This window comes from Vibrio sp. 10N.247.311.47, from assembly GCF_041467535.1.
GTDB classification, from domain to species: domain Bacteria; phylum Pseudomonadota; class Gammaproteobacteria; order Enterobacterales; family Vibrionaceae; genus Vibrio; species Vibrio crassostreae_C.
Genome location: NZ_JBFSUR010000053.1, coordinates 1 through 16,843 on the forward strand (window position 1 = coordinate 1; position 16,843 = coordinate 16,843).

General features: G+C 43.2%; 16 protein-coding genes and 1 riboswitch. Of the genes, 7 read left to right on the forward strand and 9 right to left on the reverse strand.

All coding sequences use genetic code 11. From position 1 onward, the window contains the following. Positions 1-138: 138 nt before the first annotated feature. From infA to aat, 3 genes are all read right to left on the reverse strand, one after another. Positions 139-357: a translation initiation factor IF-1 gene (infA, locus tag AB6E51_RS22785; RefSeq protein WP_001040192.1), complete on the reverse strand. Its 219-nt coding sequence runs from the start codon at positions 355-357 to the stop codon at positions 139-141. Between the two features lie 81 nt (positions 358-438). After that, a complete protein-coding gene (locus AB6E51_RS22790; protein ID WP_017062107.1) occupies positions 439-1,137 on the reverse strand; it encodes an arginyltransferase in 699 nt (232 codons plus the stop codon). Beyond that, positions 1,137-1,847, reverse strand: a complete 711-nt coding sequence (aat, locus tag AB6E51_RS22795) for a leucyl/phenylalanyl-tRNA--protein transferase (protein ID WP_017063504.1) — start codon at positions 1,845-1,847, stop codon at positions 1,137-1,139. The genes AB6E51_RS22790 and aat overlap by 1 nt, the downstream gene beginning before the upstream one ends. A gap of 53 nt (positions 1,848-1,900) precedes the next feature. Here aat and AB6E51_RS22800 point away from each other — a divergent pair, with 53 nt between their 5' ends. Next, on the forward strand, positions 1,901-2,356 hold the full coding sequence (locus AB6E51_RS22800) for a glycine zipper 2TM domain-containing protein (RefSeq protein WP_050634895.1): 456 nt from the start codon (positions 1,901-1,903) through the stop codon (positions 2,354-2,356). A 162-nt stretch (positions 2,357-2,518) separates the two neighbouring features. Beyond that, entirely contained in the window at positions 2,519-3,799 is a 1,281-nt protein-coding gene (gene aroA, locus AB6E51_RS22805; RefSeq protein ID WP_017062105.1) for a 3-phosphoshikimate 1-carboxyvinyltransferase, read from the forward strand. Between the two features lie 61 nt (positions 3,800-3,860). On the opposite strand, the gene AB6E51_RS22810 is transcribed toward aroA, so the two are convergent. Continuing rightward, positions 3,861-4,106: a YciN family protein gene (locus tag AB6E51_RS22810; protein ID WP_017062104.1), complete on the reverse strand. Its 246-nt coding sequence runs from the start codon at positions 4,104-4,106 to the stop codon at positions 3,861-3,863. A 439-nt stretch (positions 4,107-4,545) separates the two neighbouring features. Here AB6E51_RS22810 and topA point away from each other — a divergent pair, with 439 nt between their 5' ends. From topA to AB6E51_RS22830, 4 genes are all read left to right on the forward strand, one after another. Next, positions 4,546-7,176, forward strand: a complete 2,631-nt coding sequence (gene topA, locus AB6E51_RS22815) for a type I DNA topoisomerase (RefSeq protein ID WP_017067846.1) — start codon at positions 4,546-4,548, stop codon at positions 7,174-7,176. 524 nt (positions 7,177-7,700) lie between these two features. Then, positions 7,701-8,930, forward strand: coding sequence for a glucose-1-phosphate adenylyltransferase (glgC, locus tag AB6E51_RS22820; protein ID WP_080582251.1), 1,230 nt, complete (start codon positions 7,701-7,703; stop codon positions 8,928-8,930). Beyond that, complete coding sequence (gene glgA, locus AB6E51_RS22825; protein WP_371720703.1) at positions 8,920-10,374, forward strand: glycogen synthase GlgA; 1,455 nt, start codon at positions 8,920-8,922, stop codon at positions 10,372-10,374. The genes glgC and glgA overlap by 11 nt, the downstream gene beginning before the upstream one ends. 285 nt (positions 10,375-10,659) lie before the next feature. Continuing rightward, positions 10,660-11,457, forward strand: a complete 798-nt coding sequence (locus tag AB6E51_RS22830; protein ID WP_017062100.1) for an alpha/beta fold hydrolase — start codon at positions 10,660-10,662, stop codon at positions 11,455-11,457. Between the two features lie 131 nt (positions 11,458-11,588). Here AB6E51_RS22830 and AB6E51_RS22835 read toward each other — a convergent pair whose 3' ends face one another. The 5 genes from AB6E51_RS22835 to torD form a co-directional block, all read right to left on the reverse strand. Then, entirely contained in the window at positions 11,589-11,906 is a 318-nt protein-coding gene (locus tag AB6E51_RS22835; protein WP_017062099.1) for a DUF2007 domain-containing protein, read from the reverse strand. A gap of 47 nt (positions 11,907-11,953) precedes the next feature. Continuing rightward, a complete protein-coding gene (locus AB6E51_RS22840) occupies positions 11,954-12,634 on the reverse strand; it encodes a TVP38/TMEM64 family protein (RefSeq protein ID WP_059020315.1) in 681 nt (226 codons plus the stop codon). A gap of 134 nt (positions 12,635-12,768) precedes the next feature. Beyond that, entirely contained in the window at positions 12,769-13,359 is a 591-nt protein-coding gene (locus tag AB6E51_RS22845; protein ID WP_019820997.1) for a TfoX/Sxy family DNA transformation protein, read from the reverse strand. A 127-nt stretch (positions 13,360-13,486) separates the two neighbouring features. Next, positions 13,487-13,572: riboswitch (cyclic di-GMP riboswitch) on the reverse strand. A gap of 170 nt (positions 13,573-13,742) precedes the next feature. Continuing rightward, complete coding sequence (gene purR / locus AB6E51_RS22850) at positions 13,743-14,747, reverse strand: HTH-type transcriptional repressor PurR (RefSeq protein WP_017062096.1); 1,005 nt, start codon at positions 14,745-14,747, stop codon at positions 13,743-13,745. Between the two features lie 316 nt (positions 14,748-15,063). After that, complete coding sequence (gene torD / locus AB6E51_RS22855) at positions 15,064-15,711, reverse strand: molecular chaperone TorD (RefSeq protein WP_017062095.1); 648 nt, start codon at positions 15,709-15,711, stop codon at positions 15,064-15,066. A 285-nt stretch (positions 15,712-15,996) separates the two neighbouring features. On the opposite strand from torD, the gene torR reads away from it, so the two are divergent. After that, positions 15,997-16,710, forward strand: a complete 714-nt coding sequence (gene torR, locus AB6E51_RS22860) for a two-component system response regulator TorR (RefSeq protein ID WP_017067841.1) — start codon at positions 15,997-15,999, stop codon at positions 16,708-16,710. Positions 16,711-16,843: the final 133 nt, after the last annotated feature.

The window sequence follows — 16,843 nt, forward strand, 5'->3', positions numbered from 1 at the left end:
CGAGATGCGAGATGCGAGATGCGAGATGCGAGATGCGAGATGCGAGATGCGAGATTGATGTGCTTGTGTAGTAAAAAGCTCAGGCAATAAAAAACGGAGCCTTAAGCTCCGCTTCTTATTGTATTCGCTAATTAAAAATTAACGAGCACGGAAGACGATGCGGCCTTTAGAAAGGTCGTATGGAGTCATCTCAACAGTTACTTTATCACCAGTAAGAATACGGATGTAGTTCTTACGCATTTTACCAGAGATGTGTGCTGTCACTACGTGACCGTTTTCAAGCTCAACACGGAACATTGTGTTTGGTAGAGTATCAAGGACAGTGCCTTGCATCTCGATTACGTCTTCTTTAGCCATCTAATCCTCTTTCGAAATTTGGCGGTTTTCAACGGCTTGATTGTGCCGTTAAAATCAAAATATGTAAAGTTGTCGCGTATTCTACCCTTGCCACCGCTGATTTACTAGCCTTTGATGACGTTGAAATCGTACTTTATAGTTCATCGCAGGGCATTCATCGATTTGATAACCCAAATATAACCATTGTTTTTGTTCTTTCTGGGCATGTTGGATCTGAAATAGAACGCCAAGTGTTCCCATCGAAATGTCTATATCAGGAGCGAAGAAGGTATAAAACGCGCTCGTACAGTGAGCCATGATGTCGGTTACGGCGATACCAACCAACTTGTTCTCATCATAGATGTGCATGAACTTTGTAGTAAGCCACTCATTTTTAGAGAATTGTAGAAACTCTTCTTTCTTGGGTGGGTACATGGTTCCCGAACGGTGACGAGCGGTGATATAGCGACTGTATAAGTCAAACCAGTTGTCATCCATCTCATCTTTCAGTTCCCAACGTAGTGATTTTCCTTTGTTAAGGATCCGTCGTTGGCTTTTGGAAAGCTTAACCTCAGGAATTGAAAGCCGAATCGCTTGGCATGCTGAGCAATTATCGCAATGTGGCTTATAAATGGTTGAACCACTGCGGCGAAATCCATTCGCAAGCAGAACTTCATAGTTATCTGAGGTGTGCATGTGTTCGTCAAGCGTGACCGCCACTCTCTCTTCGAAGTGAGGTAAGTAGCTGCAAGCGTGATTGTCTGTTAATCCAATTCTGATTTGTTGTAAATCTGGATTCATTAAGGCATTTCCTTTAGCCATTGGGTTTTAAAGCATGCATCGTCAACGGAGAACTCTTTGAGTAATTGCAGAGAGCCTAGGAATTCATCCCTATCAACCTCGATAGCGCCCAAGGATTCCAAGTGAGGGTTCATGACTTGGCAATCAATCAGTTGTCCGCCGAATCGGGTAAAGTGTTTACAAAAGTACCACAGCGCAATTTTAGAGGCATTGGTCTTTAGGCTGAACATCGATTCACCGCAAAAGACTTGGCCTCTTTGTAAGCCGTAAAGTCCACCGATCAGTTCATCATCTTGCCAAACCTCAACCGAGTGGCAGAAACCTAATGAAGCGAGTTTGCGGTAGGCTGACTGCATGTCGCTGTTTAGCCAGGTTTCTTCTTCGGGTCTTAGTGAAGAGCAATAACCAATTACTCTGTCCGTCGCTTGGTTGATGCTGACTCGGTAATTGTGCTTTCTTTGAAACTTTTTAAGACTTTTTGACGGTTCGAATGTCTTAGGATTAAATACCGCTCGCGGTGCAGGGCTCCACCAAAGTATAGGCTCACCTGGGCCATACCATGGAAATATACCTTGGCTATAAGCGTTTAAAATTCGCATTGGTGATAAATCACCACCGAAGGCGAGCAGACCGTTGGGGTCATCAAGCGCGTCGAAAGGCGAAGGAAACTCTATACTAGTAGTATCAAGTTCGGTTAGGTATATAGTCATAAGTACCGCATTACAGATTAATCACTGACCAAGAGGTCTTTAGGAGTTTTACCATGAAGAAGTTGCTTTGGATTTTACTTGTTTTGCCCATGTTGGCAAATGCAGCTTACAACAGAAACCAAGCTCGACCAGTAAACGAGGTGGTTTATGGTGAGATTGATACGGTCAGATACATCACTCAGCAAGAGATCGTTGAGTCGAAAGCGAATGGTTGGGAAACCTTGTTAGGTGCGGCGATTGGTGGCTTGATTGGTAACCAGTTTGGCGGCGGCACTGGTAAAGAAGTGGCGACAGCTGTAGGTGCAGTAGCAGGTGCGGGTATTGCTCGTAACCGAGGTAACACACAATATAAAGTAGAGTACAAACTGGTCGAGTTATTGGTCAAAACCAAAGACGACAAGTTGGTCAACATTATCCAAGATGTCGATAACTCGATGCTGTTCAACCGAGGCGATGATGTACGAATTCTCTATTTTTCAGATGGTGTTCGAGTTGATCTCGCGTACTAGTATATAAATACGATTGATTGGCTAATTAATCACCGGTTTGGGCCGGATTAGCTCTGGAGTTCGTTGGAAAAGTTCGTTAGTCTGCAAGTACGAAGAATTATTCATCACCCGAAAATAAATACGCACCAGTGACTTCGGGTGGTACAAGGACTATAAGATTTAATGGAAAGCCTTACGTTACAACCAATTCAAAAAGTGAACGGGGAAGTTAACCTACCTGGTTCAAAAAGCGTTTCCAACCGTGCACTTCTTTTGGCTGCACTTTCTACGGGAACCACTCGCCTAACAAACTTGCTAGACAGTGATGATATTCGTCATATGTTGAATGCATTGACTCAGTTAGGTGTTGATTATCAGTTGTCTGCAGACAAAACCGTTTGTGAAGTGACAGGTGTTGGTGGTGCATTCTCAAGTGACAAAGCCCTAGAGCTTTTCTTAGGTAACGCGGGTACGGCGATGCGTCCGTTGGCGGCTGCACTATGTTTAGGTCGCGGTGAATACGTTCTTACTGGTGAGCCTCGCATGAAAGAGCGCCCAATTGGCCACTTAGTAACAGCACTACGAGAAGCCGGTGCCGACGTTGAATATTTAGAGAACGAAAACTACCCGCCATTGAAGATCACAGGTACCGGTTTGAAGAGCGGTACGGTTTCTATCGACGGTTCGATATCTAGTCAATTTTTGACGGCATTTTTGATGGCTGCGCCTTTAGCTGAAGGTGAAGTGACCATTAAAATTGACGGTGAATTGGTTTCTAAACCTTACATCGATATTACGCTGCACATCATGAAGCAATTTGGTGTGGACGTGATCAATAATGATTACCAAGAGTTTGTGATTCCTACCGGGCAATCTTACTCGGCACCGGGTGATTTCTTGGTTGAAGGTGATGCATCATCTGCGTCATATTTCCTTGCAGCCGCTGCTATCAAAGGTGGTGAGATTAAGGTCACTGGTATTGGTAAAAACAGTATCCAAGGTGATATCCAATTCGCTGATGCGCTTGAGAAAATGGGTGCGGAAATCGAATGGGGTGACGACTACGTTATTTCTCGTTGTGGCGAGCTGAAAGGCATTGATATGGACTATAACCATATCCCAGATGCTGCGATGACTATCGCGACAACCGCATTGTTTGCGAAAGGCACAACGGCAATCCGTAATGTCTACAACTGGCGTGTGAAAGAGACAGACCGCTTGGCTGCAATGGCAACAGAGCTACGCAAAGTCGGCGCTGAAGTGGAAGAGGGTGAAGATTACATTATTGTTAACCCTGTGGCTGAACTGACTCATGCGGCGATTGATACTTACGATGATCACCGTATGGCGATGTGTTTCTCGCTGGTTGCCTTGAGCGATACGCCTGTGACGATTAATGATCCAGGTTGTACGTCAAAGACATTCCCTGATTACTTCGACAAGCTGAAAATGCTAAGTCTATAAAAATGCTTAGTATGTAAAGGTTTAGGAACAAAAAAGCTTGCCTAAGTGGCAAGCTTTTTAATTATTGCTGAATTGTAAATTCTTTCGAAAGGTGGTGCGCTAAGTATTTAAACATGTTAAATACCGCGGTTGTATTCTCGGTCGGCATTCCATTGCTGTCTAAGAAGTATTCACCTTTGAAGACGAGTACATCGTCTTTTTCTACTACGCTGTTTGCGCGCATGCCTTCAATGTAGTCATCATGTGATTGGATAATTTGGTTTGCGATAAGCAGTAAATCAAATTCTGCTATTACTTTCTTTGTCATGAGTTTATCTCTGATAACTGAATATAACGTTGAGTTTATGGTGTCGAACTAGAAATTCAATGATTTCACAACCGATTAAGAGAGTCTTTTCAAACATCCACAATTTATTTTGTGATTTACGGCAAAAATAATTGAATGGGGCTCGCGTTAGATTCGCGGACAAGCTTAGTATGAGCCCGTTTAGACGTAATGCCTGATGAATAGGCTCTTGCAAGTATTCTTAGTGAGTACTTTATAGCTTCTTTATATTGTGACCCTTTTATCTATGAGTCGTCGAATTGTCGAGCGATCAGATCCAATTTTGAAAAAAGCGGTTGATCTTCTAGTAATCTCGCACAATAGTAAAAAAAGAAGCAATGAATTTAGAATATCATGCGTAAAAGCCCACAAGCTAAATTGTTGGTGCTGAAGCATCGTGATTAAGGACGTTAGAGTCAATATGGGTAAATCGCTCGTTATAGTGGAGTCGCCAGCCAAGGCTAAAACTATCAATAAATATCTTGGCAAAGACTTTGTCGTTAAGTCGAGTGTAGGTCACGTACGTGATTTACCAACGGCAGGTCAAAGTACTGGTCAAAAGGCTGCTGCAGTTTCAACCAAGGGTATGAGCCCAGAAGACAAAGCTCGTATCAAAAAAGAAAAAGATCGCAAAGCTCTTATCAAAAAGATGGGTATCAACCCATATAAAGAGTGGGAAGCGAACTATCAAATCCTACCTGGTAAAGAGAAAGTCGTCGCTGAATTGCAAAAACTGGCTGAGAACGCAGACCATGTTTATCTCGCAACCGATTTGGACCGCGAAGGAGAAGCTATCGCATGGCACCTTCGTGAGATCATCGGTGGCGATGAAACGCGATACAAGCGAGTGGTTTTTAACGAAATCACCAAGAATGCTATTCAACAAGCTTTCGAAACTCCAGGTGAGCTAAATATTGATGGCGTAAACGCACAACAAGCACGACGTTTTATGGACCGTGTTGTTGGCTTTATGGTGTCACCTCTGCTTTGGAAAAAAGTAGCACGAGGCCTGTCCGCTGGCCGTGTTCAATCAGTAGCGGTAAAACTACTGGTAGAGCGTGAGCGCGAGATCAACGCCTTTATCCCTGAAGAGTTCTGGGATGTGCATGCTGATACTAAAACAGCAGAGAAAACCGACTTTAGACTGCAAGTTGCACAGAAAGACGGTGTTGCGTTTAAACCTGAAAATGAAGCGCAAACACAAGCTGCTGTTAGCGTTTTAGAAAAAGCGCAATACGAAGTATGTAAACGTGAAGACCGCCCAACAAAGAGTAAGCCGTCTGCACCTTACATCACGTCGACGCTGCAACAAGCGGCGAGTACGCGTCTTGGTTATGGCGTAAAGAAAACCATGATGCTGGCTCAACGCCTGTATGAAGCGGGTTACATCACTTATATGCGTACTGATTCAACCAACTTGAGTTCAGAAGCTGTAGAAGCCGCTCGTGAATACATTGGTTCTGAGTACGGCGCGCAATACCTTCCACCTAAAGCTCTTGCATACGGCAGCAAAGAGGGCGCTCAAGAGGCCCACGAAGCGATTCGTCCTTCAAGTGTAGATGTTAAGTCGGAAGATCTAAACGGCGTAGACGCAGACGCACACAAGCTTTACTCGCTAATTTGGAATCAATTCGTAGCGTGTCAAATGACGCCAGCTCAATACGATTCAACGACAGTAAGCGTTAAAGCAGATGAGTACACGTTGAAAGCGAAAGGTCGTATCCTTAAATTTGATGGTTGGACTCGTGTTCAGCGTCCAATGGGCAAGAACGAAGATACGATCCTTCCAGCAGTACAGATCGGCGATAAGCTTGATCTGATTGCGCTAGACCCTAAACAGCACTTCACTAAGCCACCGGCTCGTTTCACTGAAGCGGCGCTAGTTAAAGAGCTTGAGAAGCGTGGTATTGGTCGTCCTTCAACATACGCATCAATCATCTCAACGATTCAAGATCGCGGTTATGTAAAAGTTGAACAGCGTCGTTTCTATGCTGAGAAGATGGGTGAAATTGTTACTGACCGTCTAGATGGCAGCTTCAATGACCTAATGAACTACGACTTCACTGCTCGTATGGAGCAGAAGTTGGACCAAATCGCAGAAGGCGAAGCAAGCTGGAAAGGCGTGCTAGATAACTTCTTCGAAGACTTTACTGGCGATTTGGAAAAAGCAGATTTAGACGAAGACGCTGGTGGCATGAAGCCAAATCATATCGTGGAAACCGATATTGAGTGTCCGACTTGTAGTCGTAAAATGGGTATTCGTACTGCTTCGACAGGCGTATTCCTTGGTTGTTCTGGCTATGCACTTCCACCAAAAGAGCGTTGTAAGACAACAATCAACCTTGGTGATGAAGAAGGCATTATCAACGTGCTTGAAGAAGACGTTGAAACAGCAGCACTTCGAGCTAAAAAGCGTTGTCCTATTTGTGAAACGGCAATGGATGCCTATCTAATCGATGATAAGCGTAAGATGCACGTATGTGGTAACAACCCGAACTGTGAAGGTTATGTGGTTGAGCACGGCGAATTTAAAGTGAAAGGCTACGATGGTCCACTTGTTGAGTGTGACAAGTGTGGTTCTGACATGGTTCTGAAGAACGGTCGTTTTGGTAAATACATGGACTGTACGAGTGAAGATTGTAAGAACACTCGTAAGATTCTGAAAAATGGCGAAGTTGCGCCACCAAAAGAAGACCCGGTGCATTTCCCTGAACTTCCGTGTGAAAATTCAGACGCGTACTTTGTTCTTCGTGATGGTGCTTCTGGTCTATTTATGGCTGCGAGCAACTTCCCTAAATCACGTGAAACACGTGCACCATTAGTGGAAGAGCTGGTTCGTTTTAAAGACCGTATCTCACCTAAGTTCCAATACCTAGCATCAGCGCCAGTTGCTGACCCTGATGGTAAGCCGACAGTGGTTCGTTTTAGTCGTAAGACTAAAGAAAACTACGTTCGTACTGAAGTAGATGGAAAACCGTCCGGTTGGACTGCGTTGTACATCGACGGTAAGTGGGAAGTTACGGATAAGCGTAAAAAGCCTAAAGAGAAATAACTGAACGTTATTGATGAAAAAGCAGCCTAATGGCTGCTTTTTTTTGATCTCAATATGACTAAATATGCAACTTGTTGACCTGGTGTTTCGTCTGCGAGAATTTATTAAATTCACATCGCAAAATAAATAATGCCAATTAATCAGATTTTCTTATGCAACTTTAACGAGAATGTAACTTAATTAAAATATTGTAACTCACAGATCAGCGTTTAGTTGTATACCTGATGTGTGTCGGGTGTTAATGTAATGTTTCGTCTGGACGGTGTAGTGTGAGCTGCTTTAAGTCTTAGGAAAGCAATCAGCTTACGTACCACAGAATGGCGTATTAAAAATTGAATTCGGCCGAAAAGTCGATAACGTATATAAAACCAAGTGCAAAGAATAGTGCACACATAACAACGTTTGGCTTAGGATATTGTCACTGTATGTGAATGGATATTCGCTAAATACCGAAATAAGTGTTGGTGCTCATCCCCCAGAGGAAGATACCTCTACGAGTACTAACATCGACAAGCTATAGATATATGGAGAATAAAATGGCTGGTGTATTGGGAATGATTCTTGCTGGTGGTGAAGGCTCTCGCTTAAGACCTTTAACTGAATCTCGCAGCAAACCCTCGGTTCCTTTCGGTGGTAGTTACCGCTTAATTGATTTCGCTTTGAACAACTTCGTTAATGCTGATCTAATGAAGATCTACGTATTAACACAATTTAAGTCACAGTCACTGTTCCACCATATGAAAAAAGGCTGGAATATCAGTGGCATAACAGACCGTTTTATCGACCCAATTCCTGCGCAAATGCGTAAGGGAAAGCGTTGGTATGAAGGCACAGCAGATGCTATCTACCAAAACATGGGCTTTATGGAGTTGGAAGAACCTGATCAAGTATGTATTTTTGGTTCAGACCATATCTATAAGATGGACATCAAACAGATGCTTGATTTCCATAAAGAGAAGAAAGCGGCTCTAACAGTATCAGCATTGCGCATGCCGCTTGCTGAAGCATCAGAATTCGGTGTTATTGAGGTTGATGCTGACGGCCGTATGATTGGCTTTGAAGAGAAACCTGCAAATCCGAAGTCGATCCCGGGCGATCCAGAATCAGCGCTCGTTTCAATGGGCAACTACGTGTTCGAAGCGAAAGAGCTTTTTGCCGAACTAACGGAAGATGCTGATAGAGAAGGTTCGACACACGATTTCGGCAAAGACATTATTCCAAACATGTTCCCACGTGGTGATGTGTTTGTTTATGATTTCAGCACCAACCGTATTACTGGTGAGAAAGAAGAAGTTTACTGGCGCGATGTAGGTACGATTGACGCGTACTGGCAAGCGCACATGGACCTTCTTAAGAAAGATGCGCCATTCTCGCTATACAACCGTAAATGGCCTCTACACACTTATTACCCGCCACTACCACCAGCTACGTTTACTGATTCGGCAAATGGTCGAATTCAGATCATTGATAGCCTTGTGTGTAGCGGTAGTTATGTACGTGGTTCGCGTATTGAAAAGAGTGTACTGGGCTTCCGCAGCAATATCGCATCAGCGTGTGATATTAGCGAAAGCATCTTACTCGGTGATGTAAAAGTGGGTGAGGGTTGTATCTTGCGCCGCGTTATCATTGATAAAGACGCAGATATCGCACCGGGTACACAGATTGGTGTAAATCTGACAGAAGACAAAAAGCATTACCACGTATCTGACGATGGTGTCGTAGTGATTTCTAAAGGAGCACGAGTTGGTTACTAAGACTCTCTCGGTACTTTTTGTAGCGTCTGAAGTTGAAGGCTTGATTAAAAGTGGTGGCTTGGCTGATGTAGCCAAGGCACTGCCGAAAGCGTTGCAAACACTCGAACAGGACGTTCGAGTGACTATCCCCGCATATAGAAACATTCCAAACATTGATTCAGCAGAAGTTATTTTATCGACTGAACTCGATCATTGGCCTCATACGGCTTATCAAGTTAAAAAACTGAGCGTAGAAGGCGTTCCAGTTTTTGGTATTGAATGTGCCAAGTATTTCGACCGCCCGGAAATGTACGCAGAAAACAATCAAGCTTATGCTGATAACGGAGAGCGCTTCTCGTTCTTTAGTGCAGCCTGTCTTGATATGCTTCCTAAGCTTGGTTTCCAACCGGATATCATTCATGCAAATGACTGGCATACTGGTTTCGTTCCTTTCTTGCTTAAATCGCGTTATCAACAACACGATTTCTTTGAAAATACGCGCAGTGTTATTTCGATTCACAATGCGGTTTTCAAAGGTGTGTTCGCCTACGATGAACTTCAATTCCTGCCAGAGATGCACCGTTACCATGCGCCTGAAGCTTCAGTGAGTGACACTCATGTCACTATGCTAAGAGCTGGAGTGATGTGTGCGGATAAAGTGAACGCAGTAAGTCCTACCTATGCAGAAGAGTTGAAAACGGAATTAGGTAGCCACGGTATGGCTGCAGAATTCCAACACAGATCTGCTGATCTGTTCGGCATTTTGAATGGGTGTGATTATGGGGCTTGGAATCCGGAAACTGATGCTTTCCTTCCTCGTAAATACAAAGCGACCAAGCACAGCATGGCTCGCGGAAAATCAGCTTGTAAGCAAAAACTGCAACAAGATGTAGGTTTACCCGTTGCCGATTGCGCGGTTTATGGCATGGTTTGTCGCTTGACGAATCAAAAAGGTGTTCATTACTTACTGCCTATCATCGAACAGTTTTTGAAAAATGATCTTCAGATCGTGATTGTCGGTACTGGCGATCCGGTTTTGGCGAGTCAATTGAAAGAGCTATCAGCGCTTCACTCAGATAAGTTCTCGTTCGTAGAAGCGTACAATAATGAACTTGCGCACTTGGTTGAAGCAGGCTCTGATTTCTTCTTGATGCCTTCGGAATTTGAACCGTGTGGCTTAAACCAAATCTACAGCATGGCTTACGGTACTTTACCGATTGTTCGTTCTGTGGGAGGTTTAAAAGACAGCGTGAATGATTACGATGAAGATCCTGAAGTCGCGACTGGGTTTGCTTTTGAAGAGCCAACACCGCAGGCGTTATTGGCTGTGTTACATCGTTCATTACTGCTTTATGCACAAAACCCATCTGAAATTAAGCGTGCTCAGCTTTATGCGATGCAGCAAGATTTTAGTTGGGAAGATGCGGCTAAAGAATACCTAGCTATGTATCATTCAGCATTTTAACTTGTTGACTTAGCTTTAAAGTTAGCGGGAGAGCAACTGCCGCTCGAACTAAATGAAGGCGCTCTAATTGTAGAGTGCCTTTTTGTTTCCTGGTCAGAGCACATCACGTTTACGAAGACAAAGCTTGCAAACTCATTTTAGTCAGGTAGAAAAGGTGAGGTAGGTATTCACATGACTAATGATAGGTTTGACACTATTATCACTTAAAGTTCTTAATAGCGTGGTATCCTTAGTCATCGCCTCGTGATGAGGCATAGCTCCATTCCAATAATTAAAGCGATAGGTATGTCTGAGAGTTTACTATTTCATAAAACATTTACTCACCCTACGAGCGATGAGTGGGTTGTATTTGTGCATGGCGCAGGAGGCAGTTCCTCCATCTGGTTCAAGCAGATCAAAGCGTATAAACAGCATTTCAACTTACTTCTCATTGATCTGAGAGGGCACGGTAAATCAGACAATATACTTAAAGGGCTGATTTCGAATCGTTATACGTTCAAATCGGTGACGCTTGATATTCTTAAAGTGTTAGACCATCTTAAGATCCGTTCTGCACATTTCGTTGGCATGTCTTTGGGCACGATTATTGTGCGTAACGTTGCCGAACTGGCGGCTGGCCGTGTACGTTCAATGGTACTGGGTGGCGCTGTCACCAAGCTAAACACTCGCTCTCAAGTGTTAATCAAGTTGGGTAACCTCAGCAAGCACATCATTCCTTACATGTGGTTATACAGCCTTTTTGCTTATGTTGTGATGCCACAAAAAAGCCAAAAAGAGTCTCGTCACCTTTTTATCCGCGAAGCCAAAAAACTGTGCCAGAAAGAATTTAAACGCTGGTTTATCTTAACAGCTGATGTAAACCCCTTGATGAAATATTTTAAAGATAGAGAGCTACCAATACCGACTCTTTATTTGATGGGTGAACGTGACTACATGTTTATTAAGCCTGTAAAAGAAATGGTTGCAGCGCATGAATCGAGCGAGCTAGTAGAAATCCCGAATTGTGGACACGTGTGTAACGTGGAAAACCCTGAAGAGTTTAATCAGCGTTCGATTGCGTTTATTCAAAAACAAATTCAGTGATTTTCTAGGCGTGAAATCAAAGATGATGAGTTAATCGAATTGAAATAAAAACGGGAAGCTAACTTTAGCTTCCCGTTTTTAATTGGAGGAGGTATCTGACCGAATCGTTCTATCAGGTCACTGAAACCCTGCTATTCAGGTGAGGCAGCACCGCACTGCCAGCAAGAGCCGAATTGCGCTTCGTTGACTTCATGACACTCACCACAACGCCACTCTTCATAGATGATCGAATCTTGCTGCTTTTGGTAGTCATTGACAAGCATGCGAGCTTTACTGGCCAATTCTGGCTCATATAACCATACGTAAGGGTCAGTTTCTTCAGTGAATGGGATTTCCCCTTTCAATCCGAACAACCCCTCGCCACGGACTTCACAGGCAATATTCTCGCTTTCTAACAACCCACAGATGATATGAGCTTCTGTCGGATTCGATGCACTGAAGATTTTCATTGAATTAGAACCTTATTCGGCTATCTGTGTTATTTAGTTATTATAAATTATTCAGCTACGGGCGCTGAACGAAACTTACCCATCAACCATTTAGCCACTATTGGGAATATACCCAATAACGCAAATGACAATAGTACTGAAGGGGAGACGATGCCCGAAAGTGAATCAATTTCTGCGAGCTGAGTACCAGCATTCAAGAAAACCGCCGTCCCCGGTAACATCCCGATTTGACTCGTAAGGTAGTAACGACTCACTGACATGGGTGTTAGACCCATCAATAGGTTGATAAGGAAAAATGGGAATACAGGAATCAGACGCAGAGAAAACAGGTAAAATGCGCCGTCTTTTTCAACCCCCTTGTTAATCGTCGCCAATTTGTCACCAAACTTGGTTTGAATCCAGTCACGCAACAGGTAACGGCTACTTAAGAAGGCTAAGGTCGCACCGATCGCACTTGCGAAAGATACCAGCAGCAAGCTGTTCCAGAAGCCAAATAGCGCGGCCCCTAATAGGGTCACAACAGCGGCACCGGGAATGGAGAAAGCTGTAATCATTACATACGCGACAAAATAGATAGCGGCAGCCGCAATAAAGTTGCTGTCAATGTAGTCATTTAACACAGCTTGTTGGGCCTTAGCATTTTCAAGCGTTAAGTACTGGCCGAAATTGATGCCTAACAAGACGATGGTTACGACCAACACAATACCCAATATCATTTTCTTACTCATTGATACTTCCTCTAAATTTTCAATGCATACCGATAGTATAGATAGACAGGCAAAGCATAGATTAACTTTCACCAGATATAAAAAAAGCCGCAGTAAATGCGGCTTAGTTATGTATATAGATTGCACTGACAATGTTAATTGACGCGATTGATAAGCTCTTCGCGACGCTGCTGCGGTATAACAGACCAATGTGTACCATTAATCGCGCCTTCTAGCGCCCAAAGTAGTTCAATACTGACAGAAGACGCATGCGATTCTTTGATGGCGTTAAATGCGTTTACAGAGCCAGATTCATATAAACGTTCTACAGAATCGATCCCTGCCTTTTTCAACATACGCTCGGTAGCGAGTCGAAGATTAGGCAGATCTTTGAGTCGGGTCGGCTTAGCAGAAGACTGCTCAGCTTTTTCTTCTTTAGCAAAACCTAGAGACGTGGTTGCAAGCTGCAAGATTTTCTCTTGGTCTTGCCAGAGGCCTTCAGGTAAAGCGAAATATTTAGTAACGACAGGGAAACCACGTTTTTTGTAGACGTACGGTTGAAACCCTTGTTGTTCGAATTGTTTCGTTGTGCCTTTGTCTGCGCGTATGTGCAACTGGTCATTTACAACCAGAGCAAACATAGTGTCATCAGCAAAAAGACCGAAGCCACCAAACATTGAGCGTGATTTTATTTTTCCTAGGGACTCAAATAACTTCATCGAGTCCTTTAGTATCGGTTTATCCATGTTATTTATCTCGGTGTATTTGAACTACGCCACCAAATAAGCAGGTCCGAGAGATTAGCAAAATGTTGCAATTAAATTGTCAATAAGCCGTAAATTACTAAATTATTAGTAGTTACTGCATTTTGCCATCGGTAACCCCGCTACCATACCAACGAGTGGTTTAGGCCGGAAGCTTTGCGTCTCACTCTTTCGAGTGGTTTGCCCTGTGCGTGACTGATTGAATAGAATAAAGTTTTTGTTGAATGAAGCTCACAGTTGATATTTCAAAATGTGACATTGCTTCAATTAATGATCTTTCATTTATGCATAAGGGTTCATTATAGTTGCTGATAAAAAAAGCGCACCTAAAGGTGCGCTTGATGAAATTAAACTCGAATTATCAATTAATTTAACGTCTTAACTGTACTTCGTTCAACAATTTCAGGGTGCATTTCGAAGACGCGTTTTTCGTGGTCTTTGTCTTTGATGCGCTCCAATAGAATTTCGAATGCATTCTTACCAACACGACGTTTTGGTTGGTGAACTGTCGTTAACGGCGGAGAGAAGTATTCAGCGAGTTCGATGTTGTCGTAACCGATCACTGAGATATCTTCAGGAATGCGGATGCCTTTTTCTTGCAGTCGGCTCATTAAGCCGAGTGCCATTGTGTCGTTAAAGCAGAATACCGCCGTTGGACGATCTTCCATCTCAACGATTTGTTCTGCAGCAAGAACAGCCGTATCACACTCAAAGTTGCCTTCGATGATCATATTTTCATCAGCAGAAATCTTTGCTTCGTTCAGTGCGCGCTTGTAACCGGCAATACGTTCAACACATGCTGCTTTGTCTAAGTGGCCACTTAAACATGCAATCTTAGAGTGACCGCGTTCAATAAGGTATTTGGTCGCTAGGTAGCCACCTTCTTCTGAGTTATCGATGATCTTATCAGCCTGAGAGCTCTCAGGGCCCCAGTCCATGATAACTTTAGGGATGTCAGCGTGACGGTCTAACATCTCTCTTAGTTCTTCAGTTAGGTCAGAACACATAACTAAGATGCCATCTACACGTTTCTCTGCAAGCATTCGAATGTAGTCACGTTGCTTCTCATAGATGCCGCCCGTATTACACAGGATCAAAGTGTAACCTTGACGGTAGCAGTAGCTCTCAACACCATCGATAACTTCAGAGAAGAATAGATTAGTTGATTGAGTCACTAGCATGCCGATGGTGCGTGTTGTATTACACTTCAAGCTACGAGCAACAGCACTTGGTGCATAGTTCAGTTCATCTACGGCTTTGTTTACTTTTTCTTGCGTTGCTTCTGCAACAAAGCGAGTTTTATTGATTACGTGAGAAACGGTTGTTGTTGATACGCCGGCTAAGCGAGCGACATCTTTTATAGTGGCCATGGTTTTATCCTATTAGAAGCTACTTTCCCAAAGTACGGAATAAAGTAGCCGTTAAGCTACCTAACTAAGAGCTTAAATTTGTAGGGCTCTTTGGGTACTAAAAGTGCTAAAAAACAAAAAACCGCTATTGAGCGGCTTGTCTTAACACCGAAATGCTCAAAACTATAATAAGCATAGCATTTCGTGAATGTTTCATATTTTATCGTTTGCGGTCACAATTTTAGACTGACTAGAAATTACTCGCAATAAAATTCACCCGGAAATCCGGGTGAATTGTCACATTCTTCTGAATTTATTTAACGAGTCATCCAATAAGCTATTCACCAGCTAAATATTGAGTGTCTAATTGACAGAATGCGAGTAGCAACGATGAGACGGAGGCGTAGAAACCGAATTCATCAACGTCATGACATTTTACGTTGAACTTTGGTAACCAAGTCAGCAGTTGTTGTTCGATAAACTGCTGTTGAGCGGCAAATGAATTCTCTAGTTCTTCTTCAATATTCGTTTCGTTTGAACGAATGATCAAGTTACCAAGGAAATCGAGTTCGATAGCAATGTGGTCTGCTGGCTCTTTTAGATCTTGGTTCACAACTAAGTTGTGCTTAGCCATGATCTCTTCCATATCTTTTGCTGGCTTATCATTCAAAAGGCCAGTTTCGCCGATATACATTGAAGCGTAAGGAAGAGCGCCGTGCTTATCTGTCTTTAAGAAAAGATCGCAAAAGTCTGCAGACAGTTCTAGCTGAGCATCTTCACGAGTTTGTAGGCGGTTCAGCGCATCCACTAACTTATCAATCGCTGGCTTTAGTGTCTCATTTTCGCCTAAACCAGTTAGGAAAGAACGAATTTCAACAGAGTGGTAGTGATCGAGTTCTTCTTGAGTGAGCTCTTTGGCAAATAAGCTTGATAGCCACCAGTATATTTCTGCTCTTTGCTCGTTGAACGCTTTCGTATCTTTCATTTGTTAGATCCTGACTTAGTCTTGTGATGTTGCTTATATGCATCTTGAAGTCACTTGGGCATAAGCACACCAAGGCTGAATAACAAGGTTATTTGTGAAACGCAAAGTTACTCGTTAGTAGTAATGCCTATATTGAATTGCGATGGACGATAAATAGCAAGGTTTAAGATTGTCTTGTATCAAAAAAAATCCATGTTTCTGGCTTTTATCTTCTGTACCACTAGAATTGTTACTAGTTATGAATAGAATAGTCACTGAAACTATTAAATAAGAAAAGTGGTGTAGATGAGCTATCACGTATTAGTCGTAGAAGATGATGTGGTAACCCGCAGTAAACTGGTTGGATACTTCCAGAACGAGGGTTACACAGTGAGCGAAGCAGAAAGCGGCGCTCAAATGAGAAACGTGTTAGAAGAAAACAACGTTGACCTCATTATGCTGGACATCAACTTACCAGGCGAAGATGGATTGATGCTAACTCGCGAATTACGCAGTCAATCAGACATTGGAATTATTTTAGTTACTGGACGCACGGATAGCATCGACAAGATCGTAGGCCTTGAAATGGGCGCTGACGATTACGTTACTAAACCCTTCGAACTTCGCGAGTTATTAGTTCGAGTTAAAAACCTACTTTGGCGTATCTCTGCTGCTCGTAAAACAGCAGCGGGCGCTGTAGAAGAAACATCAGATGAGTCTGTGGTTCGTTTTGGTGAGTGGACATTTGATATCCCTCGTCGTGCGTTAAGCAAGAACGGCGAACCAGTGAAACTGACCAAAGCAGAATACGAACTGCTAGTGGCTTTGTCTTCTTACCCTAATCAAGTATTAAGCCGCGAACGTATTTTGAATATGATTAGCCACCGAGTGGACGCGCCTAATGACCGTACTATCGACGTATTGATTCGTCGTATGCGTGCAAAAATGGAGTTCGATCCTAAGAACCCACAAATCTTTGTGACGGTACACGGTGAAGGTTACATGTTCGCTGGTGATTGATTTCCTTCGGGAGTGATTAATCAACAACGACATTTAAACGTAAAAAGCCGAGACATCATTGATGTCTCGGCTTTTTTATGGTTCATCGCGGCTTTCCGGGGAAAGCCGCTTTTATCTTCAAGAAGAAGTAGTC